We start from the raw sequence: 22,483 nt of genomic DNA, 5'->3' as shown, positions 1-22,483 counted from the left end.
ACTCGTGCACGCGGCAGTGCGCGGGCGGAAGGTGAGGAGATGAAGCGCCGATGGGGATTAGCCCATCTCGTGGACAATTATTCCCCGATTCAGCGGCTAATCAAGTGCCCTGGAAGCGCTTACCGTATGTGCCACCCCACACGTGAGCTGCACCATGCGTCCCTCCCTCCGCCATCACCTGCTCCGCGGCGCCCTGGTCGCCTTCCTGGCGCTGGACCTGCTGGGGCTGGTCGCTCTCCTTTACGATCAACTGTTTAGCGTCGAAACCCCCTACCTCTGGGTGATGTCCGGGGTGCTGGTGCTGGCCGCCTTGCCGATGCTGACCAAGCTGGCCGACTATCTGCTGGCCCCCCCTGGTGAGGGTGGAATCGGTACGTTTTCGGGAGGAAAAATCCCGTGATCGGGACAATCGGTAGTGCGGTCGTCGTGTTGGACGCGGCCGGCGTGATCGGTCGCGGCCTGGTCGCGGCCGCGCTCGACGCCGGCGCCCACGTGCTGGCGGTCGATCGCAGCCCGACAGCACTGGCCACGCTGGCAGGGCTGCACCCGCAGGCGTCATTGACCCTGCTGACCGGATCGGCGCAGGACGAACCCCAGGCACAGGCCCTGGCCACGGTATTGCGCGAGACGGGCCGGCCGCTGGCCGCGGTCCTCGCCACGTTCGACGCCGGCAAGCTGCGTGGACGCCTGCTCGACCAGACGGCCGCCACCACCTGTGCTGCGCTGAATGCTTCGCTGGAGCCCGGGCTCGCGGTGGTGCGCCATCTGCTGCCGCTGCTGGCCGAAGGCGGACGCGGCGGCAGCTTCGTGCTGATCGGTGGTCCGGGTGGCCGTCATCCCTGGGCCGGCTACGGTCAGCGCTCGGTGGCCGAGGCCGCGCTGCGCATGGTCGCGCGCGTGCTCCACTGCGAGGCGCGCGCGATCGGCGTGCGACTGCAATTGCTTTCGGTCGATACGCCCACCTGGGGTCTGCACGCCGGTCCGCCGCGCGCGCACTGGCCCAGTGCGCTGGAGATCGGCCAGCACGCGATCCGCTTGCTCGTGCCGGGCGGGCCCACCGACGCAGTCGTCGAATTCGCCGACCTTCCACGCATGCCCGAGGCGTCATCGCCCGACGGCGCGTCGCACAACCTGCAGTCCGCGCGCCGCCTGCTCGACGCGGCGACGCATTTGCGACGCCAGGAAGTGCCGTCGTGAGCGGCGTCGCCACCCTTTCGACCAGCGACGTCGTGCCTCGCACAGGAAACGGATAGCGAGACAGGACCACTGACACCACGCTGTCGGCATCGCAGGCGCACGCTGCAACCGGCGCATCCCCTACATCGAATGCAACAAGGACCCGCCCCCATGAACGTTCCGAATCCATCCATTGCCCGTCCGGGCCGCGGCACAGCGCTCCCGGCGCTCGCGCTGTCCATACTGGCCGCGGTGCTGATCGCCGCATGCAGCAGCGAGGCCGCACCCGCGGCGCCGCCGCCGCCGGAAGTCAGCGTGGCCGCCATCGCCGCCGAGCCGGTCCGGCAGTGGGATGCCTTCACCGGCCGCGTCAGCGCGGTGGAAACGGTGGAGTTGCGTCCGCGCGTGAGCGGCTATGTGCAGCGCGTGGCTTACAAGGAAGGTCAGGAGGTCAAGAAGGGCGATCTGCTGTTCGTGATCGATCCGCGTCCCTACCGCGCCGCGCTGGACCAGGCGCAGGCCCAGCTCGAACGCGCCCGCGCCGAAGCGCGGCTGGCGCAGACCCAGGACAAGCGCGCGCAGTCGCTGGTCGAGGCGAAAGCGATCTCGCGCGAAGAGTTCGAGACCCGCCGCTCCGCCACCGCGCAGGGCAATGCCGCGGTGCGTGCCGCCGAGGCCGCGGTCGCCGCCGCGCGCCTGGACCTGCAGTTCACCGAGGTGCGCGCGCCGATCGACGGACGCGCCGGACGCGCCGCCGTGACCGAGGGCAATCTTGCTCAGGCCGATGCGACCCTGCTGACCACGCTGGTGTCGCAGGATCCGGTGTTCGTGTACTTCGAAACCGACGAGCAGACCTACCTGCGCTATCAGGATCTCGCGCGCAAGGGCGAGCGCAACGGCTCGCGCAACCCGGTGCGGGTGGGCCTGGCCAACGAAACCGGCTATCCGCACGCGGGCACGCTCGACTTCGTCGACAACCAGGTCGACCCTGCCACCGGCACCATCCGCGCGCGCGCCGTGTTGCGCAATCCGGACCGCGCGTTCACGCCCGGCCTGTTCGCGCGGGTGGAGCTCGAGGGCAGCGGCGAGTTCCGCGCGCTGATGGTCGACGAAAAGGCGGTGCTCACCGACCAGGACCGCAAATACGTCTACATCGTGGGCGCCGGCAACAAGGCCGAGCGGCGCGACGTGGTGCTCGGCGCCAGCATCGACGGCCTGCGCGTGGTGCAGTCGGGGCTCAAGCCGGGCGACAAGGTGGTCGTCGGCGGCGTGCAGAAGGTGTTCTTCCCCGGCATGCCGGTGACGCCGAAACAGGTCGCGATGCGCCCGGCCAAGCCCGGCACGCCCGTGGCCGTGGCTGGAGCGAAGTAACCGCTCTCCGTTTTCCGCCGTCGCCGGTCCCTCGACCCCCCTCTCCCATAGGGGCCGGCGCGGCTTTTTCTTCTTCCGGTTCCGGCGCGGTCAAGGCGCGCCCACCACCCAAGGATGCACGCGATGGACTTCTCCAAATTCTTCATCGACCGGCCGATCTTCGCCGCGGTGCTGTCGATCGTGATCTTCGCCGCCGGCCTGATCTCGATCCCGCTGCTGCCGGTCGGCGAATACCCCGACGTCGTGCCGCCTTCGGTGGTGGTGCGCACGGTCTACCCCGGCGCCAACCCCAAGGTGATCGCCGAGACCGTGGCCACGCCGCTGGAGGAATCGATCCGCGGCGTGGAAGGCCTGATGTACATGAAGTCGGTGGCGAGTTCCGACGGCGTGCTCACCACCACGGTCACCTTCGCCGCGGATGTCGACGCCGACGAGGCCACGGTGCGGGTGCAGAACCGGGTCAGCCAGGCGCTGGCGCGCCTTCCCGAGGACGTGCGCCGCCAGGGCGTGACCACGCAGAAGCAATCGCCGGTGTTCCTGATGGTGGTGCATCTGGTCTCGCCCTCGGGCAAGTACGACACGCTGTACCTGCGCAACTACCTGCGCCTGCACATCAAGGACCAGCTGGCCGGCATTCCCGGCGTGGGCGACGCGCAGCCCTTCGGCGGCGGCGACTACGCGATGCGGCTGTGGCTCGACCCGGACAAGGTCGCCGCGCGCGGCATGACCGCCGGCGACGTGGTGCGCGCAGTGCGCGAGCAGAACATCCAGGTGTCGGCCGGCCAGCTCGGCGCCGAGCCGATGCCGGGCGGCAGCGATTTCCTGACCCCGATCAACGCCCGCGGCCGGCTGGCGACCACCGAGGAATTCGGCAACATCGTGCTCAAGAGCGGCGAAGGCGGAGAAGTGGTGCGCCTGTCCGACGTGGCGCGCATCGAGCTGGCCGCCGGCGACTACACCATGCGCGCGCGACTGGACGGCGAGAACGCCGCGGCGATCGGTATCTTCCAGGCGCCCGGCGCCAATGCGCTGGAGATCCGCGACGAGGTGATCCGGCGCATGGACGAGGCTGCCAAGCGTTTCCCGCCCGGCATCGAGTACAAGTCGATCTACGACACCACGGTCTTCGTGCGCGATTCGATCAAATCGGTGATCACCACGCTGCTGGAGGCCACCTTGCTGGTGGTGCTGGTCGTGATCCTGTTCCTGCAGACCTGGCGGGCGTCGATCATTCCCCTGATCGCGGTACCGGTGTCGGTGATCGGCACGTTCGCCGCGCTGTACCTGCTCGGCTTCTCGATCAACACCCTGACCCTGTTCGGACTGGTGCTGGCCATCGGCATCGTGGTCGACGATGCGATCGTGGTGGTCGAGAACGTCGAGCGTCACATCGAGCAGGGCGCCACGCCGCTGCAGGCCTCGCACCTGGCGATGAAGGAAGTCTCCGGGCCGATCATCGCCATCGCTCTGGTGCTGTGCGCGGTGTTCGTGCCGATGGCGTTCCTGTCCGGTGTGACCGGCCAGTTCTACAAGCAGTTCGCGGTGACCATCGCCATCTCCACCGTGATTTCGGCGATCAATTCGCTGACGCTCTCCCCGGCGCTGGCGGCGCGGCTGCTCAAGCCGCACGACGCGCCCAAGGACCGTCTGACCAGAATGATCGACCGCGGCTTCGGTTGGCTGTTCCGCCCGTTCAACCGGTTCTTCAATCGCAACGCGCAGCGCTACGAGCGCGGTGTGTCGAAATCGCTGGGCCGTCGTGGCTTCGTGTTCGCGATCTATGCCGGCCTGCTGCTGGCCACCGGGCTGATGTTCCAGGTGGTGCCGCGCGGCTTCATCCCGGTGCAGGACAAGGGATACATCATCGCCGGCGTCAAGATGCCCGAAGGCGCGTCGATCGAGCGCACCGACGCGGCGTTGAAGAAGATCGGCGCGATGGCGATGGAGATCGAGGGGACCCAGAACGATGTCGCGTTCCCCGGTTTCAACCCGCTGCAATTCATCAACACGCCCAACTACGGCGTCACCTTCATCAACCTCAAGCCATTCGGCGAGCGCGACCGCAGCGCGACCGAGATCAACGCCGAGCTGGCGGGCAAGATCCACGGCATCCAGGAAGGCTTCGCGTTCTCGCTGCTGCCACCACCGATCCAGGGGCTGGGCAACGGTTCGGGCTATTCGGCCTTCATCGAGGACCGCGGCAACCTTGGTTACGGCGCGCTGCAGAGCGCGGTGCAGGCCTTCCAGGGTGCGGGCGCGCAGACGCCGGGGTTGGGCTTCATCAACTCCAGCTACCAGGCCAACATGCCGCAGCTCGATGCCGAGGTCGACCGCACCAAAGCCAAGGCCCAGGGCGTGCCGCTGACCGAGCTGTTCGACACGCTGCAGACCTATCTGGGATCGTCCTACGTCAACGACTTCAACCTGTTCGGCCGCACCTGGCAGGTGATCGCCCAGGCCGACGGGCCGTTCCGCGACAACGTCGAGGACATCGCCAACCTGCGCACCCGCAACCTCAACGGCGAGATGGTGCCGATCGGCAGCATGGTGAAGGTGACCGAGGCGTTCGGGCCCGATCCGGTGATCCGCTACAACGGTTACACGGCCGCGGATCTGCTCGGCGAGGCCGACCCGAACGTGCTGTCTTCGGCGCAGGCGATGGAGAAGATCGAGGAGATCGCGCAGCAGGTGCTGCCCAACGGCATGGAGATCGAGTGGACCGACCTGAGCTACCAGCAGGCGACCCAGGGCAATGCGGCGCTGGTGGTCTTCCCGCTGGCGGTGCTGCTGGCCTTCCTGGTGCTGGCGGCGCTGTACGAAAGCTGGACCCTGCCGCTGGCGGTGATCCTGATCGTGCCGATGTGCATGCTGGCCGCCTTGATCGGCGTGAACCTGACCGGCGACAACAACGTGTTCGTGCAGGTCGGTTTGGTGGTGCTGATGGGCCTGGCGTGCAAGAACGCGATCCTGATCGTGGAATTCGCGCGCGAACTGGAACTGCAGGGCAAGAGCACCGTGGAAGCGGCGCTGGAAGCCTGCCGCCTGCGCCTGCGCCCGATCGTGATGACCTCGATCGCGTTCATCGCCGGCACCGTGCCGCTGGTTCTCTCGCACGGCGCCGGCGCCGAGATCCGCCAGGCGACCGGCATCACCGTGTTCTCGGGGATGCTCGGCGTCACCCTGTTCGGCCTGTTCCTGACGCCGGTGTTCTACGTCGCCCTGCGCAAGCTGGCCAAGCGCCCGCTGGTGCGGCACGACGACCACGCAGCGGAGACGGTGCATGCCTGAGTCCGCACCCCGCATTCCCACACACGAGGATATCCGCAGGGCGATCGGCGGCGGCGCGACCGGACACGGCCGCGCCACGCCGGAACCTTCCGCCTCGTCCCCCCTACAGGAATCCCCCATGAACCAACCCCAAGAGAAGATCGCGCTGGTCACCGGCGCCACCCGCGGCATCGGCCTGGAAACCGTGCGCCAGCTGGCGCAGGAAGGCGTGCGCACCCTGCTGGCCGGTCGCGATGGCGAACGCACCGCAAAGGCCGCGCAGGAACTGCAGGACGAGGGCTTGCCGGTCGAGGCGCTGACGCTGGACGTAACCGACGGCGCCAGCATCGCCGCGGCCGCGGACGAGGTCGCACGCCGCCACGGTCGGCTCGACATCCTGATCAACAACGCGGGGATCGCGCGCGACGAGATCGGCAAGAAGCCCTCGGAGCAGCTGCTCGACACCTGGCGCGAGACCTTCGACACCAATCTGTTCGGTGTGGTCGCCACCACCCAGGCGTTCCTGCCGCTGCTGGGCAAGGCGCCGGCCGCGCGCATCGTCAACGTGTCCAGCATCCTCGGCTCGCTGGCGCTGCACAGCGATCCGGCCTCGCCGATTTACGATTTCAAGATTCCGGCCTACAACGCCTCCAAGAGCGCGCTCAATGCCTGGACCGTGAACCTGGCCCACGAGCTGCGCGGCACTCCGATCACGGTCAATGCCGTACACCCGGGCTATGTGCGCACCGACATGAACAAGGGCGAAGGCGAACTGGAAGTGGCCGACGGCGCACGCAGCAGCGTGCAGATGGCGCTGCACGATGGCGATCATGCCAACGGCAGTTTCACCCACCTCGGAGAAGCGCTGCCATGGTGATTCGGACACTGGCGATCAGCACGCTGGCCGCCGCGCTGGCCGCGTGCGCGGTCGGGCCGGACTACGTGCGGCCCATGCCGTACGCGCCGGAGAATTTCGTGCGTGCCGAGGCGACGGCATCGACCCCGGCGGCCGCGACTCCGGCCACGACCCCGGCAGGTACCGCCGATGTGACCGCAGGCGACGCCGAATTCTGGCGCGGCTTCGGCGACGCGCAGCTGACCGGCCTGGTCGAGGACGCGCTGTCCTACAACCACGATCTGAAGATCGCGTTGGCCCGTTACGACCGCGCCAATGCGCTGCTGCGCGGCGCGAAGTACGACTACTTCCCCACCATCACCGCTAGCGGCGAAGCCAGCGATTCGCGCCTGTCCACCGACCAGGCGGCCGGCGGACCGCGGGATGGCGAAAGCTACAGCGCCGGCATCGATGCGGTGTGGGAACTGGATCTGTTCGGCCGCATCCGCCGTGGCGTGGAAGCCAATCGCGCCGAAGCCGCGGCCAGTGCCGCCGACCTGCAGGCGCTGCAGGTCGCGGTGGTAGGCGAAGTCGCGCGCACCTACGTGGAACTGCGCGGCCTGCAGGAACGCCTGCGCGTAGCGCGCGAGAACGCCGAGAACCAGCGCGAAACCCTACGCCTGGTGCAGGCGCGTCTGGACGCCGGCCGCGGCACCGAATTCGACAGCGCGCGCGCACGCGCCCAGCTGGAAAGCACCCAATCGCGGGTACCCGCGCTGGAAGCGGCGGTCGCGGTGGCCATGCACCGGCTCGCGGTACTGACCGGCCGCACGCCCGATGCGCTGGTCGCGCAGCTGGAGCCGCTGCAGCCCCTGCCTGCATTGCCGACGAAGCTCGATCCCGGCACCCCGGGCGATCTGCTGCGCCGCCGGCCCGACATCGCTGTGGCCGAACAGCGTCTGCACGCGGCCACCGCGCGCATCGGCGTGGCCACCGCAGACCTGTTCCCGCGCTTCACCCTGGGCGGGTTGCTCGGCAGCCAGGCGATCGACAGCGGCGACCTGTTCGAAGGCGGCAGCGAGACGCGATTCGTGGCGCTGGGCATCGACTGGTCATTCCTCGACATCGGCCGTGTGCGAGCGCGCATCGCCGCAGCCGACGCCGATGCCGAAGGCGAGCTCGCCAGCTACCGGCAGTCGGTATTGCTGGCGCTGGAGGACACCGAGAACGCGCTGGTGCGTTACGCCCGCGCGCGCCGCGAGGACGGACATCTCGAGCGCGCCGCGATCGACAGCGCGCAGGCCGCGCGTCTGGCCCGTCTGCGCTTCGACGCCGGCGCCGCCGACCTGCTGGAAGTGCTGGACGCCGAACGCACCCAGCTGCAGGCACAGGATGCGTTCGCCGATGCACGCACCCGCAGCGTAGCTGGCGCGATCGGCGTATACAAGGCGCTCGCGGGCGGCTGGCCGCAGCGCATGCCGGTACGCGAAAAGCTGGCCGATGCGCGATGAAAACCAGAACGCCCCCAAGACGCCACCAAGACGCCGCCCCCCCCCCTTCATCCCCGTATGACCTAAGACCCGATCAGTCGATGCAAGACTCGCCCGCCCTGAACTTCGCCGCCGTGCTGTGCAGTGATGGACCGCATCCGGCGCTGCCTGAAGCGCAGCGGATCTTCGCCCCGTTCATCGGCAGCTGGGACCTGATCGTGCGCTGGTTCGATGCGCAAGGCGAGCGCGCGCGCGAGGAGCGTGGCGAATGGCATTTCGCCTGGGTGCTGGAAGGCCGCGCGATCCAGGACGTGTGGATCGTGCCGCAGCGCGATGAGCGCGCGGTACGTCCGGAGGCCGGGGAGTACGGCACCAGCCTGCGCTTCTACGACCGTGACATCGACGCCTGGCGTTCCACCTGGATCGGACCTTTCCATCGCTACCTGCGTCGCTTCACTGCACGGCGCGCGGGCGACGAAGTGGTGCTCGAAACGCTCGAAGACGAAGCGCCGCCGCCGATGCGCTGGATCTTCTTCGACATCCAGGCCGATGCTTTCCGTTGGCGCAACGAGGTTCTCGACAACGGCCGCTGGCGGGTGCAGCAGACCTTCGATGCAACGCGGCGACCCGGCCACGGTTGAGGCGCCGCCAGCATCCGGATTCCTGCAGAGCCGACCTGCCAGGCCCGGCACACAAATCGCAAAAGCAAACATCAAGGAGTACTCGACATGCACGCGCTCATCGTTGTCGCGCATCCCGATCCCGATTCGCTCAGCCACAGCGTTGCTGCGCATGTTGCCGAGGGCGTGTCCCTGTCCGGTCATGACAATACCTTCGAATTCGCGGACCTCATGTCGGAAGGTTTCGACCCGAGGTTCACCGCGTCCGACATTGCCGTTCATCGCACGCTGGCTCCGCCCTCCGCCGATGTCGCGGCCGAGCAGGCGAGGATCGACCGCGCCGACGCCCTCGTGCTGGTCTATCCCGTCTACTGGTGGTCGATGCCGGGTCTCTTGAAGGGATGGATCGATCGTGTGTTTGCCAATGGTTGGGCTTACGACGAAGGCCCGGATACGAAACTGGTGAAGAAACTCCACCACCTGCGGGTTCATCTCGTCGCCGTCGCAGGCGCCGATGTGCGGACGTATGCGCGACATGGCTATTTTGGCGCGATGAAGACGCAGATCGACCACGGGATCTTCGATTACTGCGGTGCGCGCGTCGTGACCTCCGAACTCATGTTCGATTCGCAGACCCAAGATCCTGTTGCTCATCTGGACGCCGCTCGCGCCATTGGACGCAATCTTTTCAATGCTTCCGGGCGATCTGACATGGCAGCAGCAGCATGAGTACATCCCACGTCGCGAACGATGGCGTCAACCGCCGCATCGTCCTCGCCAGGCGGCCGCGCGGACTGCCCACGCCCGCGGACTTCCGCCTGGAACAGGCCGACGTACCCGAACCCGGCGAGGGGCAGGTGCTGCTGCGCACGCTGTTCCTTTCGCTCGATCCCTACATGCGCAACCTGATGGACGAGGTCGCGCCGGTCTACGCGCGCCGGATGGAGGTGGGCTCACCGATGGTCGGCGGCACCGTCGGGCGTGTCGTCGCCTCGCGGCATCCGCGCTTTCGCGAAGGCGACCTGGTGCTCGGCAACGCCGGCTGGCAGGACTACGCACTGTCGGACGGCAGCGACTTGATGTCCGTTGAAGGCATCGACCCGCCGTCGTTCGTGCTGGGCGGACTCGGGATGCCGGGGTTCACCGCGCACGTGGGTCTGCTCGACATCGGTCAGCCGAAGGCGGGCGAGACGGTGGTGGTGGCTGCCGCCACCGGCGCGGTCGGTGCAGTGGTCGGCCAGATCGCCAGGCTCAAAGGCGCGCGCGCGGTCGGCATCGCCGGCGGCGCCGACAAATGCCGTTACGCGGTCGAGTCGCTCGGGTTCGATGTCTGCCTCGACCGCAACGCCGCCGACCTGGCGGAACGTCTCGCCGAGGCCTGCCCGCAGGGGATCGATGTCTATTTCGAGAACGTCGGCGGCGCGGTGTTCGATGCGGTGCTGCCGCTACTCAACATCGGCGCGCGCGTGCCGGTGTGCGGGATCATCGCGCACTACAACGACCAGCGCCTGCCGCCCGGCCCGGACCGCCTGCCGCTGCTGCAGGCCACGCTCCTGCAGAAACGGATCCGTATGCAGGGCTTCATCATCCTCGACCACTACGGCGAGCGCTTCGACGCATTCCGCCGCGAGATGGGCGAGTGGCTGCGCACCGGGTGCGTGCAGCTGCGCGAGGACCGCGTCGACGGGCTTGAGAACGCACCGGGCGCGTTCATCGGCCTGCTCGAAGGCCGCAACTTCGGCAAGCTCGTGGTGCGGGTGTCCGATGATTGAAAGCGCGAACTCGCACGGCGACGTGACGCCGGCCTCTGCAACACACGCGGAACGCCAGCCATGAACGCGTGGTGGCTGCTCGGTGCCGCCGGTGCGCTGGAAATCGTGATGGCGCTGGCGCTGAAGGCTTCCCAGGGGTGGACCCGCCCGTGGCCCAGCGCGATCGGACTGATCGCGGCGATCGCCAGTCTGTTGCTGCTGACCCAGGCCATGCGCCACCTGCCCGCCGGCACCGCGTATGCAGTGTGGACCGGCATCGGCGGCGTGGGCGTGGCGGTGCTCGGCATCTTCGTCTTCGGCGACAGCGCCTCGCCGCTGCGGCTGCTGTGCATCGCCCTGATCGTGGCGGGCATCGCGGGGCTGCGGCTGCTGGATGCGTAATCGTGGCGAGCGCGCCGCGCTTGCGTAGCCGCTCCTTCCACCCCCGTTCCTCAATCCTGGAGACATCATGGAATACCGCTTTCTCGGAAACTCGGGATTCAAGGTGCCGGTGCTTGGTTTTGGCGCCGGTACCTTTGGTGGCAAAGGGCCGCTGTTCAGCGCATGGGGCGATACCGGTATCGCGCAGGCGCGGCGCCTGGTCGATCTGTGCCTGGACGCCGGCGCCAACCTGTTCGACACGGCCGATGTGTATTCCGACGGCGCGTCCGAGGAGATCCTTGGTGCGGCGATCGAGGGCCGGCGCGATGCGGTGATCGTGTCGACCAAGCTCACGCTGCGTGCCGGCGACGGCCCCAACGACATCGGCGCTTCGCGCCATCACCTGATCGCCGGCGTGGAGCGCGCGCTGCGCCGGCTGCGCACCGACTACATCGACCTGCTGCAGCTGCACCACTTCGATGCGCGCACCCCGGTCGAGGATGTGATGTCGACGCTCGACGATCTGGTGCGCGCCGGCAAGGTGCGTTACCTGGGCGCGTCCAACTTCTCCGGCTGGCAGCTGATGAAATCGCAGGCCGTCGCCGCGTACCGCGGCACCGCGCGCTTCGTCGCGCACCAGGCCTACTATTCGCTGATCGGCCGCGATTACGAATGGGAGCTGATGCCGCTCGCCCTCGATCAGGGCATCGGCGCCGTCGTCTGGAGTCCGCTTGGTTGGGGCCGGTTGACGGGAAAGCTGCGTCGCGGCCAGCCGCTGCCCGCAGGCAGCCGCCTGCACGAAACCGCCGGCTTCGCGCCGCCGGTGGATGAGGAGCGCCTGTACCGGGTGGTCGACGCGCTGGATGTCGTCGCCGCCCAGACCGGCAAGAGCGTGCCCCAGATCGCATTGAACTGGCTGCTGCAACGGCCGACGGTGTCGACCGTACTCATCGGTGCGCGCGACGAGGCGCAGCTGCGGCAGAACCTGGAAGCGGCCGGCTGGGCGCTGGACCCGGCGCAGCTGGCGATGCTCGACGAAGCCAGCCGGGTCACGCCGCCGTACCCGTACTACCCGTACTGGAACGGCCAGTTTTCCGAACGCACGCCGCCGCCGGTGTAGGCGCGGGAGATCGCGTCCGCGACCCGTGACCATCGAGGAGCAGATCATGTCGACCGAATACAAGGGCAGCTGCCTGTGCGGCCAGGTCCGCTATTTGGTCGCCGGCCCGATCGAGGACGTCTCCCACTGTCATTGCTCGATGTGTCGCAAGGCGCATGGCGCGGCCTTCGCCACCTACGCCAACGTGCCGGCGGCCGCGCATCGTTTCGTGCAGGGCGGGGAACGGTTGCGGGTGTTCAATTCATCCGGCCATACGGAGCGGGTCTTCTGCTCCGTGTGCGGTTCGCCCATGCTTTGGCGCAACCCGGTCGAGTTCCCCGGGATCGCGTCTTTCCCCCTCGGCAGCCTGGACACTCCATTCCGCCCACCGGTCGAGCGCCATATCTTCGTCGGATCCAAGGCGGTGTGGCACCAGATCAGCGACGCCTGGCCCCAATCGCAATAGCGCCTGCAGCGGATCGCGCACAATTCCGGCCGGCCGCTCCATCTCACTGACCAGCATGAACACGACTATCGCCTTCAGGCCGTACACGCACGCCGATCGGGAGGCCTGTCTCGAGCTGTTCGATGAAAACTGTCCTGAGTTCTTTGCGCCGAACGAACGCGATGACTACGCGAACTTCCTCGATGCCGAGCCGGAAGGGTATGAAGCATGCATCGTCGGCGACCGGATTGCAGGGGCTTTCGGCCTCATTGCCGGCAATGCGCGGCGCATGCATCTGAACTGGATCCTGCTCGATCCGAAGTTCCAGGGGCTAGGCATCGGCTCGGCCATCATGGGCCGGATCACGACCCTGGCGATGGCTGCGGGAATCCACGTCGTCGATATCGCCGCCAGCCACAAGTCCGCGTCATTCTTCGCGAAGTTCGGGGCGGTTGCGACAGCGACGACCCACGATGGATGGGGGCCCGGCATGCATCGTGTGGACATGGAACTCAGGGCGGGGAAGCCCGACGCTTCATTCGAACCCGCGCCGATCCGCGACCGCCACGACTGACACACGATGCACTGAGGATGCCGCAATGGGCCGGGCGATTGCATCGATTCGATTGTTCCAACATAATCGAAATATGGATACGACCCACGCTGTGACCGCACTCGGGGCCTTGGCCAATGGCTCCCGGCTGTCGGTGTTCCGACACCTGATCGCACTGGGCCCGGAAGGGGCCTTCCCCAGTGACGTCGCCGGGACATTCGATCTTCCCGGGGCGACCCTGTCCTTCCATCTGAAGACGCTGCTGCATGCCGGCCTGATCGAGGCCGAGCCGCAGGGCCGCAACATCCGCTACCGGGCGAACTTCGCGCAGATGCAGGATCTGGTCGATTTCCTGACCAAGAACTGCTGCGGCGGCGACCTGTCCAGATGCGTGCCCGCGTCCGGCAAGCGGCTGACGACCGCGGGCATGCGCACCAGATCCGCGCGAGCCCGTTGATCCATGTTCATCGGCATCCGTCTCGCTCGCGCCGGTGGATCAATGAAAGTTCCGCCGTCCGATCCTCTCGGTATTCTCCACGGACACACCACATGACCATCCGAGTTGGCATCAACGGCTTCGGCCGCATGGGCCGTCTCACCCTGCGTGCGGCCTGGGGCAATCCCGATATACAGTTCGTGCAGATCAACGATCCGGCCGGCGATGCCGCCATGCTCGCGCATCTGCTGAACTTCGATTCGGTGCACGGCCGCTGGGAACATGAGGCAACCGCCGACGGCGATGCCCTGGTGATCGACGGTCAGCGCATTCCGGTGACGCGCAACAAGGACATCGTGGCAACCGACTGGTCGGGCTGCGATGTCGTGGTGGAAGCCTCGGGCAAGTTCCGCAAGCCCGATGTGCTGCAGCCGTACCTGGATCAGGGGGTCGGGCGGGTCGTGGTGACGGCGCCGGTCAAGTCGCAAGGCGCGCTCGATATCGTGATGGGCGTGAACCACCGGCGCTTCGATCCCGCGCAGCACCGGATCGTCTCGGCGGCATCGTGCACCACCAACTGCTTCGCGCCGCTGGTCAAGGTCATCCACGAGAAGCTCGGCATCCGCCACGGCAGCCTGACCACGATCCATAGCCTGACCAACACCCAGGTGATCGTGGATGCGCCGCACAAGGATCTACGCCGCGCGCGGTCCTGCGGCAGCAGCCTGATTCCGACCTCGACCGGATCGGCCACAGCGATCGCCGAAATCTTCCCGGAACTCAGGGGGCGGCTGAACGGCCACGCCGTCCGGGTGCCGCTCACCAACGCCTCGCTGACCGATTGCGTGTTCGAAGTCGAGCGCGCCACCACCGTCGAAGAGGTTAACAGCCTGCTGCGGGCCGCCGCCGAAGGCGAACTCGATGGCATCCTGGGCTATGAGACGCGCCCGCTGGTGTCGATCGACTTCCTGCACGACCCGCGCTCCAGCATCATCGATGCACTGTCCACGTTGGTGATCAACGGCACCCAGGTCAAGCTCTACGCCTGGTACGACAACGAGTGGGGCTACGTGAACCGCACCGCCGAACTCGTGCAGCTGGTCGGCAACGCACCCCGGTAACACCGTCATGCTCGCGCGCCTGTCGCCGGACGTCCGCCAGTACCTGGTCATCACCGGCAACTACTGGGCGTTCACCCTGACCGACGGCGCGCTGCGCATGCTCGTGGTGCTGCACTTCCACGAGCTCGGATACAGCCCGCTGCAGGTCGCCTTGCTCTTCCTGTTCTACGAGATCTTCGGGGTCATCACCAATCTCGTCGGCGGCTGGCTGGGAGCGCGCATCGGGCTCAACCGGACCATGAACATCGGCCTGGGGCTGCAGGTGGCCGCGCTGTCGATGCTGCTGGTGCCGACGGCATGGCTGACAGTGCCCTGGGTGATGTCGGCGCAGGCGTTGTCGGGCGTCGCCAAGGACCTCAACAAGATGAGCGCCAAGAGCAGCATCAAGCTGCTGGTGCCGGGGGACCGGCAGAGTGCCCTGTATCGCTGGGTGGCGGCGCTGACCGGCTCCAAGAATGCGTTGAAGGGCGTGGGCTTCTTCCTCGGCGGTGCGTTGCTGACGGCGATCGGGTTCAGGTGGTCGGTGGCTGCGATGGCGATCGGGCTGGCGCTCGTCTGGCTCCTCAGCCTGCTGTTGCTGAAGCGCGATCTCGGCAAGGCCAGGAACAAGCCGAAGTTTCGCGACCTGCTGTCCAAGAGCCGCGCCATCAATCTGCTTTCGGCGGCGCGGCTGTTCCTGTTCGGCGCCCGCGATGTCTGGTTCGTCGTGGCGCTGCCCGTGTTCCTGGCGCAGTCGCTGGGCTGGGACTTCTGGCAGGTGGGCGGCTTTCTCGCCGCATGGGTCATCGGCTACGGCCTCGTGCAGTCGATTGCGCCGTACTTCACCGGTCGGCGCAGCGGCAGGGTGCCGGACGGCCGCACCGCCTTCCTGTGGGCGGTGGCGTTGGCGGTGATTCCGGCCGCAATGGCCAGTGCGCTGGTGCAGGGACAGTCACCGCAGTACGTGCTCATCGCAGGGTTGGCCGTCTTCGGCGTGCTGTTCGCCGTCAACTCGTCGCTGCACAGCTATCTGATCGTGAGCTATGCGGCGGAGGACGGCGTCTCGCTGGATGTCGGCTTCTACTACATGGCCAATGCGCTGGGTCGCCTGCTGGGCACGATCCTGTCGGGCTGGATCTTCCAGGTGGCGGGCCTCGGCGCCTGCCTCACGATTTCGGCAGCCCTGGTGGCTGCTGCGGCAATCGTTTCGATCGCACTTCCACGCCACAAGATCACGGGGCTCGAATCCGCCGGATCGCAGCCGCCCGGTGGAAGCGGCCGCTAGCTGGTCAGGAACTGCAGACGGCTCGATAATCGCACCCGTTGCACGCCAACGTCTGGGCCGAGCGGGGATCGATGACGCACCGACTGTTCGTTTACGGCACGCTGGCGCCGGGCCGGCCCAATGCACACGTGTTGGCGAATGTCCTGGGCGAATGGGAAGCAGCGACCGTGGCCGGAAGATTGTTCCAGCAAGGCTGGGGCGCGGCCGCGGGCTATCCGGGGATCGTCCTCGATCAACAGGGCGAAGCAGTCGAGGGTTTCCTCTTCAGCTCGCAGCACCTGTCCGGACACTGGGCCAGGCTCGACGCGTTCGAGGGTGAAGGCTATGAGCGCGTGTTGACCACGGCGAAGCGCAAGGACGGCACGGTGGTGGATGCGTACATCTACGCGCTCAGCCGGAGCGGCTTGCCGCCTGGTGCGGCAGGCGGCTGATCGTTCGCTGAGAGTTTGGTGACTTTGCCGGCTTGAACGAATCGTTGGAGCACTCGCAGGGTTAGAGCGAGTGCGCCGCTGTGACAAGCAGCCCGCCAATGATGGCGAGATTGGATTGCCAGGTGCCGGTCGCGTTGGCACGCGCCGGTTCCTCCATGTCCCAGAAGTTGAGCAGCAGCACCGAAGCCGCGATGGTGAAGGCGGCTAACCCCAGGGCGGCCCAAGCCGGACGAAAGCCGAAGATCAGTGCCAGGCCTGCCACGATCTCGAACGCCGTACCGGAAAGCAGCACGAGTCTGGCCGCAGGGACACCGCGCGCGGCGATTGCCTGGGTGACCGGCGCAAGGATGAAGAAGTGGCGAACACCGGCAACCACGAACAGGCCGCCCAATAGCAGGCGGCCCGCGAACCACAGGATTGCTTGAGCCTCAGGTTGCATGATTCCTCAGCCCTCCGATCCCGGATCAAGTCGGGCCGCAAGGCGGCATCGGCTTGAATGATTTGTCAGCCTGTACCGCGCAACGCATCCTCTCGGCGTTGCGTGCGGAAGCCAAGAACGCCCAGCAGCAATACGATGGCAGACAACGACAGGGACGCCAAGGTAACGGTGGCCTCGCTTCCCTCGACGGGCAGCCCGAGCGCCCGGGTCAGCACGGAAGCATCGTAAAGGGTCGCAGCGGCCAACGCGGCGCCAGCAGCGACGAGACATGCAGAGCCAAGCTTCTTCATGGTCTTTCCTCCGGAACCCAGTGGTGGTTTATGCGGTTAACCTCAGAACCAAGCCGGAGTGACGCCGGTGAAAAGGAAAAACAGCGCGCGCTTCATCAGCTAGGCCTGGCTTGGCGTAAGGTCGGGAAAACCTAAATCCAACCAACCCTGCCTGGCTATCCCACCGCGACGAAATGGCCCGAACGGCAGACGAAATGGGGAATTTGGGGACGAGCAATTGGCATGCGGTCAATCGCCCGAACCAATCCGGGCCACGAAGCGGCTTCGGCTCGACTGGATTGCCGGCGGCAGCTTACCCGCGCGGCGACAGGGGGCGTTTTGGAAGGCCCGGATCCATATGATCCCAGGGTTGGGCGCTGGATACGTAGAAGTCGAGGCTGGGTTGGTACAAGGACGGGTCGTCCAGCGAACCGGGACGTATCCCGAACAAGCCGGGGATTGCCTCGAGTTTCAAGAAGAGTTGCGTCCCGCAGTTCTGGCAGAAGCCACGCTCGATAGCGTTGCCGCTGTCCCCTTTCGAGACGAAGAACTTGGGCGTGCCGGTGATGCTCACGGTGCCCATTGGGAACATCATGACCGGCGCGTAGGGACCGCCAGAAGCGCGCTGACAATCCGTGCAATGGCAGTTCCCGCCGAATGCAGCGTCGGCATCCGTTGCATAGCGCACGTTGCCGCAAAGACATCCACCCGAATACGCCATGCGCGATGCTCCGTCCGAAGATGCCTGATGCCTGATTGCGCCGCGCCCTGAAGTGGCTCCGGCTTGAGTGGAGGCGTCAGGGTGCGATCCGCCGCACCCACGGCACGACCGTCTCACCGTCGCTGTCGACCAACGCCTGGCCGCTCGAGAAACCCAGACGCGATACCACCCTGGAAGACGCCACGTTGTCAGGGAGTATATGGGCAACCACCTGTTGTACGAGCCCAGTCGAGGCTGCCAGCTGCAGCAAGCGCTCGACAGCCGCGGTCGCAACCCCTCGGCCTCTCTCGCTCCGGGCAACGCCGTAACTGATCTCCACCGTGCCATTGACCGGCGCAGTCTTGAATCCGCACCCGCCTAGAACCGACTGACGGGCCTCGGACACCACCAGGAACGGGACACACCAGAAGGGCGGTGTGCCGAGTTCCAGCTGGGTCAGCGCGCGAGTCGCCACCTTGGCAGGCGGCAGCGCGCCGTCTGGAATCGCCATCGCGCCAAGGTCGACAGCCTCGGACGCGGCAAGGCGGCGCAAGTTGGGAAGATCGACGGGTATGAGCGCGATGCTCTCCGGATCTGCGACCTGTGACATAGGTTTCTCGCACCCACTGCGAAGCGGTTCCGGCTCGGGAAACTGTTCGGCGTACGCGACCAGTCTGCAAGCCTGACCTTACCGCTTGCGGCTGTCGTAATAATGATTATCTCCCCCATCCAGGTACTCGTCGACCAAGACGAGCCCTGCATTCGAAATGAGATCTTTGTAGGTATCCGCTCCTAACGACAACGACTGCTGGCCGGTCAGTACGTCCTTCCAGATACAGGCTTCTGCCGGTGATGTGAACAGAAAACGTCCACCGGAGCTCAATGTCTGAGCGATCCGACGAATGAGCCTGTCCTGCACGTCGGCCGGCAGCAGAAACATCAACCCAACCGCAACGATGGCGTCGAATTTTCGACCGAAGAAACTTGAGTCCTCGACCGCTTCACAAACCACGTGCGCGCGAGGAAAACGGTCACGAAACATGGCGGCCAGAGTCGGCGAGGAATCCACGCCATAGACGTCGAATCCGTCGTCCATCAATGCCGCCGAAATCGGCGCGCCATGACCGCAACCGAGATCGAGAATCGATGCCCCGGGGCTGAGCGATCTGGCCCACGCCCGGATCGTTGCGGCGCCGATGCCTGACTGCCCGCGGCGCGCCACGAACTCGGAGGCGACAGACTCATAGCCGTTCGACGGATCGTGATCGGGCATGGCCATCATCGATATCCTGCGTCCTCCGTTGCGTGGCCTGGCGCGTCAACCAAGTCGCGCTGCGAAGCGACTTCGGCTTGAATGAGCTGTTAGGTGCCAGGCGGCAGGGCCCGTTGCGCACGGAACACTGCCAGTACCGACATGAGCACCCAGTTGAGATACGCGAAACTCCCTACCAATATGCCCGTGATGCCGGAAGTGCGCCAATAGCCGAAGAAATATTCGAAGCCTTCAGATTTCGTGGCAACAACCACGACCAGGGACACGGCAAGCCCCAAGATCAAAGTTGCGATGGCGCTATGGAGCGATGGCTTGCGGCTGAGTGCATTTGCCCAGGCGGCAAAAGATATGGGAGCAAGGGCAAAGCATCCGAACCCTCCCGACACCCAGCCATGGCCTGCGCCGGCGAGCGCGATGCCGGCGAATAACACAAATGCCGTTACCAGTGTGGCGGCACCGTATCTCATGGCGTCCAGCGTCAGAATTAGGCCGACCCGCGAAGGGGGTTCGGCTTGAATGAATTGTTAGGGCCCATCCAGGTACCCCGGAACCTCCTGCCACGGAGCGCCGGGAGCGTCTCGCTCCCACGCAGTACCAGCAGGACGGTTGATGAGGTCTGACAAAGTTGGGTCCATTTGTAGGAACGCCGAGAGCGGAGTGACAACGGTATTGGCGTTGTCATTCACAAACTCTTGATCCTCATTGCCGCTCCAGAATACCCAGCCAGAATCATGCTCGTTATTGGGCGTGAGCCGAAATGCAAAGAGAACGGGCTGCCGATCTGGCCCGATCACTTGGCGGGATGCCAAAGCGAGCGGCGCATTCTGAGCGAGTCTGCTAGGCGAGTCCTTCACTGGGGCGGTACCGGCGATGGTAGGAGTAACGAGGATCATCAAGGCAACGAGCGCGAGATACTTCATGTGGGCCTTAACGCCTGAATTAAGCCGAGCCGCGAAGCGGGTTCGGCTTGAACGAATTGCTAGTCAACGCACTTGCCTGAGCTTCCACCGCCTAGAGGAATGGGCAGCCCTTGCTTTTCCACATGGTAGTACAGCGACAGGACCTGCCATTGCGACCCCACCTTGTACAGATGGACGCTGTTGACGCCGACGAAATCGGGGGCGGTTGAGGTCTTGTCGGTCCTCGACTCCACGACGCTATACGCCACCGCGAAGCGGTCGTAGGTCTGTATGACTCGTGAGACCTCGCACTCATAGAAGCCTTTCTCCCCGGCGCGCTCGTAGTGCTTGAGGAAATCTTCGGCTGTGGAGCGGCGCATGACGGGGACACCCGCCTGGTACCGCCCGCCGAAGATCACGGCATCCTCATGGAAAATCCGCTTGAGTGCGGCGAGATCCGCACTGGTGCCAGGATCGTTGGACAAAGCGCTCCACAGCGTGGAAACCGCCGCCTTAGGCGTGCTTTCAACGGCAGACGCGCAAAGCGGTACCAATAAGAGCGATAGCAGCAGACTTCGCATGGGGGGTCCTTGGTGTTGCCTAACGCCTGAATTAAGCCGAACCGCGAAGCGGTTTCGGCTTGAATGAATTGTTAGGTGGCCAACCCGGGACGTGCAATTGGCAGAACCACCTTTGCGCCACAGGACGGACATACAGCATCTGGCTGGAAAGCCGCCTGCGCAAAGTCTTGCGGCAGATTTGCCCGGCACTGTACGCACAAGAATTGATTGACGGGGTTCCGGTCACTGGCAGGGACGTACCTAACGCCCTTCTCATCAAACTCGACCACCCACCAACCATTGGCTTGGTCGTATTGGGCCGTTCCGTGACCCTCAAGATCCTCATCGTCATCTGACCAGTCGAATGCGACAAGGGGCAGCCCCTCGCGCAGTATTAGGCCGGCATTGGCTAGATCGCGGAGAGAGCCGAACGTGTCAAGAACGACAGCGGTTCGGTCGGAGTTCTTGACGCCGCGGACGAGTCCGTTGAAGTCAGCGTAGATTCTGGGCAGCGACATTGTTTGCTTGGCCACCCAACGCCAGAATTAAGCCGACCCGCGAAGCGGGTTCGGCTTGAATGAATTGTTACGCCTCATGGCCACCGCAGCAAGCCCTCATGCGCTTTGCCTGCGGTCCAGTACACGTCGCAGAAAAACCGCTGAAACCAAGTGCCTACTTTGTAACGTGAGAGGACCCCTGAATAGTCCAGGTTTAGGATGCTAGGCTGGACAAACCGGAACTTGTAGTCGCTCTCAAGTATTTGGATGAACGACAGAATCTGATCAGAAGAGTGAGTGTATGGCGGGCTACCAAACCTGCCGGTAGTAATTAGGTCGCCGAACTTTGAGAACAAGATCGAGGTTGGCGAGCTAGGACTACCGGTTGAGGTGTGTGTGAAGAGAGCCCCGTCTTGAAACGACGAGGGGCTAGGGATGTCCCAACGTGTCCCGGTTAGCTTTTCCAAGCGACGCCCTGCCCGTTGCACGCGGTTGAGTAGCTCTACCGTATAGAGAGAAGGGAATGGTTCTGCGGAATCGAAGGTGCCGAGATCCGAGATTTCGAGCATGCCTTTCATGAGGCCTAACGCCTGAATTAAGCCGAGCCGCGAAGCGGCTTCGGCTTGAATGAATTGTTAGGCCTTGAGTGTGGCATACGCGACGCCCGACAGTACCAATACGAGGAATGTTGAGGCAGCCCAATACCCTGAGCGGAAGCACCGATCACCTAGGGCGCTGAGGTGTGCATCCCCAATGGCCCTGTAACTGCGTTGCGTTATGAACCGAACGCTTGGAGCGGACGCTGAAGGCTCAGTCCCCGGCGGCGGAGCGATCTTGGCCCATATGTCCGGATGACTGTTCCGCAGGTAACGATCAAAGGCACGGGAGTAGTACGCGGACACAATGAACGTCGGGATGGCGACGATCGCTGAGAGAGCAAAAATGGTTGCGAGGAAAGTTTCCATCAAGGCCTAACGTCTGAGTTAAGCCGAGCCGCGAAGCGGCTTCGGCTTGAACGAATTGTTAGGGCTCACAGTCGCATGCCTAGCCAAATGACGGCCTCTGTTGAGGCAGACACAATAGGCGTGAGAACCCTGGACCAGAATGTACCAGTCCGGACGTGGCCCAGCGATTGGTCATGGTGCTGTTGCTCCTCAGCGATAATGGCGGAGATTGCCGACACAGCGGAAGGGTCATGGCCTTGAAGCCAGGAAATCTGGTGCTCCAAGTGTCGGAGCACGACACTCTCAACTGCTGCGGTAGTAGCCGCAATAGCGCCGGTGCCAAGTAGGCCGGTTATGGCCCCGAGCACGAAACCACCGATGCCACATAGCCAGTAGCTGCGGCAGCGCGGGCGGCCACGACGCTGCAACTCTGCGCCAAAGATGGCCCTGTGCCGTTGTTCGTGGGAGCGGAACTCAATGAGCTCCGTGACCATTCTTGGAGCGGTGAGCCGGGCCACAAGGATCTGGCCAGTGTAGATGCTTATGGCTCCGTGCTCGCCGGCATGATTGACCTTGATGATTCGATCACCGAGATCACTGGTCACGGCCTGCACGACTACTCCCATGTGAGCCCTAACGCCTAAGTTAAGCCGAACCGCGTA

General features: G+C 65.2%; 25 protein-coding genes. 18 read left to right on the top strand and 7 right to left on the bottom strand.

The genetic code is table 11. From position 1 onward, the window contains the following. The first annotated feature begins 154 nt into the window (after nucleotides 1–154). From MC375_RS04160 to MC375_RS04080, 17 genes are all read left to right on the top strand, one after another. The gene (locus MC375_RS04160; RefSeq protein ID WP_242102044.1) at nucleotides 155–400 is read left to right on the top strand and encodes a hypothetical protein; all 246 of its coding nucleotides are present in this window, start codon (nucleotides 155–157) and stop codon (nucleotides 398–400) included. Beyond that, the gene (locus MC375_RS04155) at nucleotides 397–1,197 is read left to right on the top strand and encodes an SDR family oxidoreductase (RefSeq protein ID WP_242102043.1); all 801 of its coding nucleotides are present in this window, start codon (nucleotides 397–399) and stop codon (nucleotides 1,195–1,197) included. Before MC375_RS04160 ends, MC375_RS04155 begins: the two co-directional genes overlap by 4 nt. Before the next feature lie 150 nt (nucleotides 1,198–1,347). Further along, complete coding sequence (locus MC375_RS04150) at nucleotides 1,348–2,547, top strand: efflux RND transporter periplasmic adaptor subunit (protein WP_242102042.1); 1,200 nt, start codon at nucleotides 1,348–1,350, stop codon at nucleotides 2,545–2,547. Between the two features lie 123 nt (nucleotides 2,548–2,670). Next, nucleotides 2,671–5,835 (top strand): multidrug efflux RND transporter permease subunit, encoded by a 3,165-nt coding sequence (locus MC375_RS04145; RefSeq protein ID WP_242102041.1) that lies wholly within the window; start codon nucleotides 2,671–2,673, stop codon nucleotides 5,833–5,835. Nucleotides 5,836–5,953: 118 nt separating this feature from the next. After that, on the top strand, nucleotides 5,954–6,691 hold the full coding sequence (locus MC375_RS04140; RefSeq protein WP_242102040.1) for an SDR family oxidoreductase: 738 nt from the start codon (nucleotides 5,954–5,956) through the stop codon (nucleotides 6,689–6,691). Beyond that, a complete protein-coding gene (locus MC375_RS04135; protein ID WP_242102039.1) occupies nucleotides 6,685–8,160 on the top strand; it encodes an efflux transporter outer membrane subunit in 1,476 nt (491 codons plus the stop codon). The genes MC375_RS04140 and MC375_RS04135 overlap by 7 nt, the downstream gene beginning before the upstream one ends. A gap of 80 nt (nucleotides 8,161–8,240) precedes the next feature. After that, nucleotides 8,241–8,780: a hypothetical protein gene (locus tag MC375_RS04130; protein ID WP_242102038.1), complete on the top strand. Its 540-nt coding sequence runs from the start codon at nucleotides 8,241–8,243 to the stop codon at nucleotides 8,778–8,780. Nucleotides 8,781–8,867: 87 nt separating this feature from the next. Next, nucleotides 8,868–9,488, top strand: coding sequence for an NAD(P)H-dependent oxidoreductase (locus MC375_RS04125; protein ID WP_242102037.1), 621 nt, complete (start codon nucleotides 8,868–8,870; stop codon nucleotides 9,486–9,488). Further along, nucleotides 9,485–10,531 (top strand): NADP-dependent oxidoreductase, encoded by a 1,047-nt coding sequence (locus MC375_RS04120; RefSeq protein WP_242102036.1) that lies wholly within the window; start codon nucleotides 9,485–9,487, stop codon nucleotides 10,529–10,531. The genes MC375_RS04125 and MC375_RS04120 overlap by 4 nt, the downstream gene beginning before the upstream one ends. Nucleotides 10,532–10,591: 60 nt before the next feature. Beyond that, the gene (locus MC375_RS04115) at nucleotides 10,592–10,912 is read left to right on the top strand and encodes a multidrug efflux SMR transporter (RefSeq protein ID WP_242102035.1); all 321 of its coding nucleotides are present in this window, start codon (nucleotides 10,592–10,594) and stop codon (nucleotides 10,910–10,912) included. A 67-nt stretch (nucleotides 10,913–10,979) separates the two neighbouring features. Beyond that, nucleotides 10,980–12,011, top strand: a complete 1,032-nt coding sequence (locus tag MC375_RS04110) for an aldo/keto reductase (RefSeq protein WP_242102034.1) — start codon at nucleotides 10,980–10,982, stop codon at nucleotides 12,009–12,011. A gap of 25 nt (nucleotides 12,012–12,036) precedes the next feature. Beyond that, nucleotides 12,037–12,456, top strand: a complete 420-nt coding sequence (locus tag MC375_RS04105) for a GFA family protein (RefSeq protein WP_242102033.1) — start codon at nucleotides 12,037–12,039, stop codon at nucleotides 12,454–12,456. Between the two features lie 55 nt (nucleotides 12,457–12,511). Then, entirely contained in the window at nucleotides 12,512–13,009 is a 498-nt protein-coding gene (locus MC375_RS04100; protein ID WP_242102032.1) for a GNAT family N-acetyltransferase, read from the top strand. A gap of 25 nt (nucleotides 13,010–13,034) precedes the next feature. Continuing rightward, nucleotides 13,035–13,445, top strand: coding sequence for a helix-turn-helix domain-containing protein (locus MC375_RS04095; protein ID WP_345779251.1), 411 nt, complete (start codon nucleotides 13,035–13,037; stop codon nucleotides 13,443–13,445). Between the two features lie 92 nt (nucleotides 13,446–13,537). After that, a complete protein-coding gene (locus MC375_RS04090) occupies nucleotides 13,538–14,545 on the top strand; it encodes an ArsJ-associated glyceraldehyde-3-phosphate dehydrogenase (RefSeq protein ID WP_242102031.1) in 1,008 nt (335 codons plus the stop codon). Nucleotides 14,546–14,552: 7 nt separating this feature from the next. Further along, nucleotides 14,553–15,809, top strand: a complete 1,257-nt coding sequence (gene arsJ, locus MC375_RS04085; RefSeq protein WP_242102030.1) for an organoarsenical effux MFS transporter ArsJ — start codon at nucleotides 14,553–14,555, stop codon at nucleotides 15,807–15,809. A gap of 71 nt (nucleotides 15,810–15,880) precedes the next feature. Continuing rightward, nucleotides 15,881–16,240 carry a gamma-glutamylcyclotransferase family protein gene (locus tag MC375_RS04080; protein ID WP_242102029.1) on the top strand — a complete coding sequence of 120 codons (360 nt, stop codon included), beginning with the start codon at nucleotides 15,881–15,883 and terminating at the stop codon, nucleotides 16,238–16,240. 61 nt (nucleotides 16,241–16,301) lie between these two features. Here MC375_RS04080 and MC375_RS04075 read toward each other — a convergent pair whose 3' ends face one another. From MC375_RS04075 to MC375_RS04045, 7 genes are all read right to left on the bottom strand, one after another. Further along, nucleotides 16,302–16,679 carry a DoxX family protein gene (locus MC375_RS04075; protein ID WP_242102028.1) on the bottom strand — a complete coding sequence of 126 codons (378 nt, stop codon included), beginning with the start codon at nucleotides 16,677–16,679 and terminating at the stop codon, nucleotides 16,302–16,304. Between the two features lie 65 nt (nucleotides 16,680–16,744). Next, nucleotides 16,745–16,969: a hypothetical protein gene (locus MC375_RS04070; protein ID WP_242102027.1), complete on the bottom strand. Its 225-nt coding sequence runs from the start codon at nucleotides 16,967–16,969 to the stop codon at nucleotides 16,745–16,747. A 292-nt stretch (nucleotides 16,970–17,261) separates the two neighbouring features. Continuing rightward, the gene (locus tag MC375_RS04065) at nucleotides 17,262–17,669 is read right to left on the bottom strand and encodes a GFA family protein (RefSeq protein ID WP_242102026.1); all 408 of its coding nucleotides are present in this window, start codon (nucleotides 17,667–17,669) and stop codon (nucleotides 17,262–17,264) included. Between the two features lie 76 nt (nucleotides 17,670–17,745). Further along, nucleotides 17,746–18,258, bottom strand: coding sequence for a GNAT family N-acetyltransferase (locus MC375_RS04060; protein WP_242102025.1), 513 nt, complete (start codon nucleotides 18,256–18,258; stop codon nucleotides 17,746–17,748). 78 nt (nucleotides 18,259–18,336) lie between these two features. Continuing rightward, the gene (locus tag MC375_RS04055) at nucleotides 18,337–18,927 is read right to left on the bottom strand and encodes a class I SAM-dependent methyltransferase (RefSeq protein ID WP_242102024.1); all 591 of its coding nucleotides are present in this window, start codon (nucleotides 18,925–18,927) and stop codon (nucleotides 18,337–18,339) included. 83 nt (nucleotides 18,928–19,010) lie between these two features. Continuing rightward, complete coding sequence (locus MC375_RS04050) at nucleotides 19,011–19,388, bottom strand: hypothetical protein (RefSeq protein ID WP_242102023.1); 378 nt, start codon at nucleotides 19,386–19,388, stop codon at nucleotides 19,011–19,013. Nucleotides 19,389–19,900: 512 nt separating this feature from the next. Then, nucleotides 19,901–20,401, bottom strand: coding sequence for a nuclear transport factor 2 family protein (locus MC375_RS04045; protein ID WP_242102022.1), 501 nt, complete (start codon nucleotides 20,399–20,401; stop codon nucleotides 19,901–19,903). 1,869 nt (nucleotides 20,402–22,270) lie between these two features. Here MC375_RS04045 and MC375_RS04040 point away from each other — a divergent pair. Beyond that, a complete protein-coding gene (locus MC375_RS04040) occupies nucleotides 22,271–22,465 on the top strand; it encodes a hypothetical protein (RefSeq protein ID WP_242102021.1) in 195 nt (64 codons plus the stop codon). The last annotated feature ends 18 nt before the right edge of the window (nucleotides 22,466–22,483 follow it).

It is taken from the genome of Lysobacter sp. M2-1, from assembly GCF_022662495.1.
Classification (GTDB): domain Bacteria; phylum Pseudomonadota; class Gammaproteobacteria; order Xanthomonadales; family Xanthomonadaceae; genus JAKPBU01.
The sequence above is the reverse complement of the archived record's forward strand: the minus strand, read 5'-3'. Positions and strand labels throughout refer to the sequence as shown.

Coding starts and splice junctions, on each gene's coding strand:
- MC375_RS04160 (WP_242102044.1), top strand. CDS start 155: ATGCGTCCCTCCCTCCGCCATCACCTGCTCCGCGGCGCCCTGGTCGCC.
- MC375_RS04150 (WP_242102042.1), top strand. CDS start 1,348: ATGAACGTTCCGAATCCATCCATTGCCCGTCCGGGCCGCGGCACAGCG.
- MC375_RS04145 (WP_242102041.1), top strand. CDS start 2,671: ATGGACTTCTCCAAATTCTTCATCGACCGGCCGATCTTCGCCGCGGTG.
- MC375_RS04140 (WP_242102040.1), top strand. CDS start 5,954: ATGAACCAACCCCAAGAGAAGATCGCGCTGGTCACCGGCGCCACCCGC.
- MC375_RS04135 (WP_242102039.1), top strand. CDS start 6,685: ATGGTGATTCGGACACTGGCGATCAGCACGCTGGCCGCCGCGCTGGCC.
- MC375_RS04130 (WP_242102038.1), top strand. CDS start 8,241: ATGCAAGACTCGCCCGCCCTGAACTTCGCCGCCGTGCTGTGCAGTGAT.
- MC375_RS04125 (WP_242102037.1), top strand. CDS start 8,868: ATGCACGCGCTCATCGTTGTCGCGCATCCCGATCCCGATTCGCTCAGC.
- MC375_RS04120 (WP_242102036.1), top strand. CDS start 9,485: ATGAGTACATCCCACGTCGCGAACGATGGCGTCAACCGCCGCATCGTC.
- MC375_RS04115 (WP_242102035.1), top strand. CDS start 10,592: ATGAACGCGTGGTGGCTGCTCGGTGCCGCCGGTGCGCTGGAAATCGTG.
- MC375_RS04110 (WP_242102034.1), top strand. CDS start 10,980: ATGGAATACCGCTTTCTCGGAAACTCGGGATTCAAGGTGCCGGTGCTT.
- MC375_RS04100 (WP_242102032.1), top strand. CDS start 12,512: ATGAACACGACTATCGCCTTCAGGCCGTACACGCACGCCGATCGGGAG.
- MC375_RS04095 (WP_345779251.1), top strand. CDS start 13,035: ATGGGCCGGGCGATTGCATCGATTCGATTGTTCCAACATAATCGAAAT.
- MC375_RS04090 (WP_242102031.1), top strand. CDS start 13,538: ATGACCATCCGAGTTGGCATCAACGGCTTCGGCCGCATGGGCCGTCTC.
- arsJ (WP_242102030.1), top strand. CDS start 14,553: ATGCTCGCGCGCCTGTCGCCGGACGTCCGCCAGTACCTGGTCATCACC.
- MC375_RS04080 (WP_242102029.1), top strand. CDS start 15,881: ATGACGCACCGACTGTTCGTTTACGGCACGCTGGCGCCGGGCCGGCCC.
- MC375_RS04075 (WP_242102028.1), bottom strand. CDS start 16,679: ATGCAACCTGAGGCTCAAGCAATCCTGTGGTTCGCGGGCCGCCTGCTA.
- MC375_RS04070 (WP_242102027.1), bottom strand. CDS start 16,969: ATGAAGAAGCTTGGCTCTGCATGTCTCGTCGCTGCTGGCGCCGCGTTG.
- MC375_RS04065 (WP_242102026.1), bottom strand. CDS start 17,669: ATGGCGTATTCGGGTGGATGTCTTTGCGGCAACGTGCGCTATGCAACG.
- MC375_RS04060 (WP_242102025.1), bottom strand. CDS start 18,258: ATGTCACAGGTCGCAGATCCGGAGAGCATCGCGCTCATACCCGTCGAT.
- MC375_RS04055 (WP_242102024.1), bottom strand. CDS start 18,927: ATGGCCATGCCCGATCACGATCCGTCGAACGGCTATGAGTCTGTCGCC.
- MC375_RS04050 (WP_242102023.1), bottom strand. CDS start 19,388: ATGAGATACGGTGCCGCCACACTGGTAACGGCATTTGTGTTATTCGCC.
- MC375_RS04045 (WP_242102022.1), bottom strand. CDS start 20,401: ATGCGAAGTCTGCTGCTATCGCTCTTATTGGTACCGCTTTGCGCGTCT.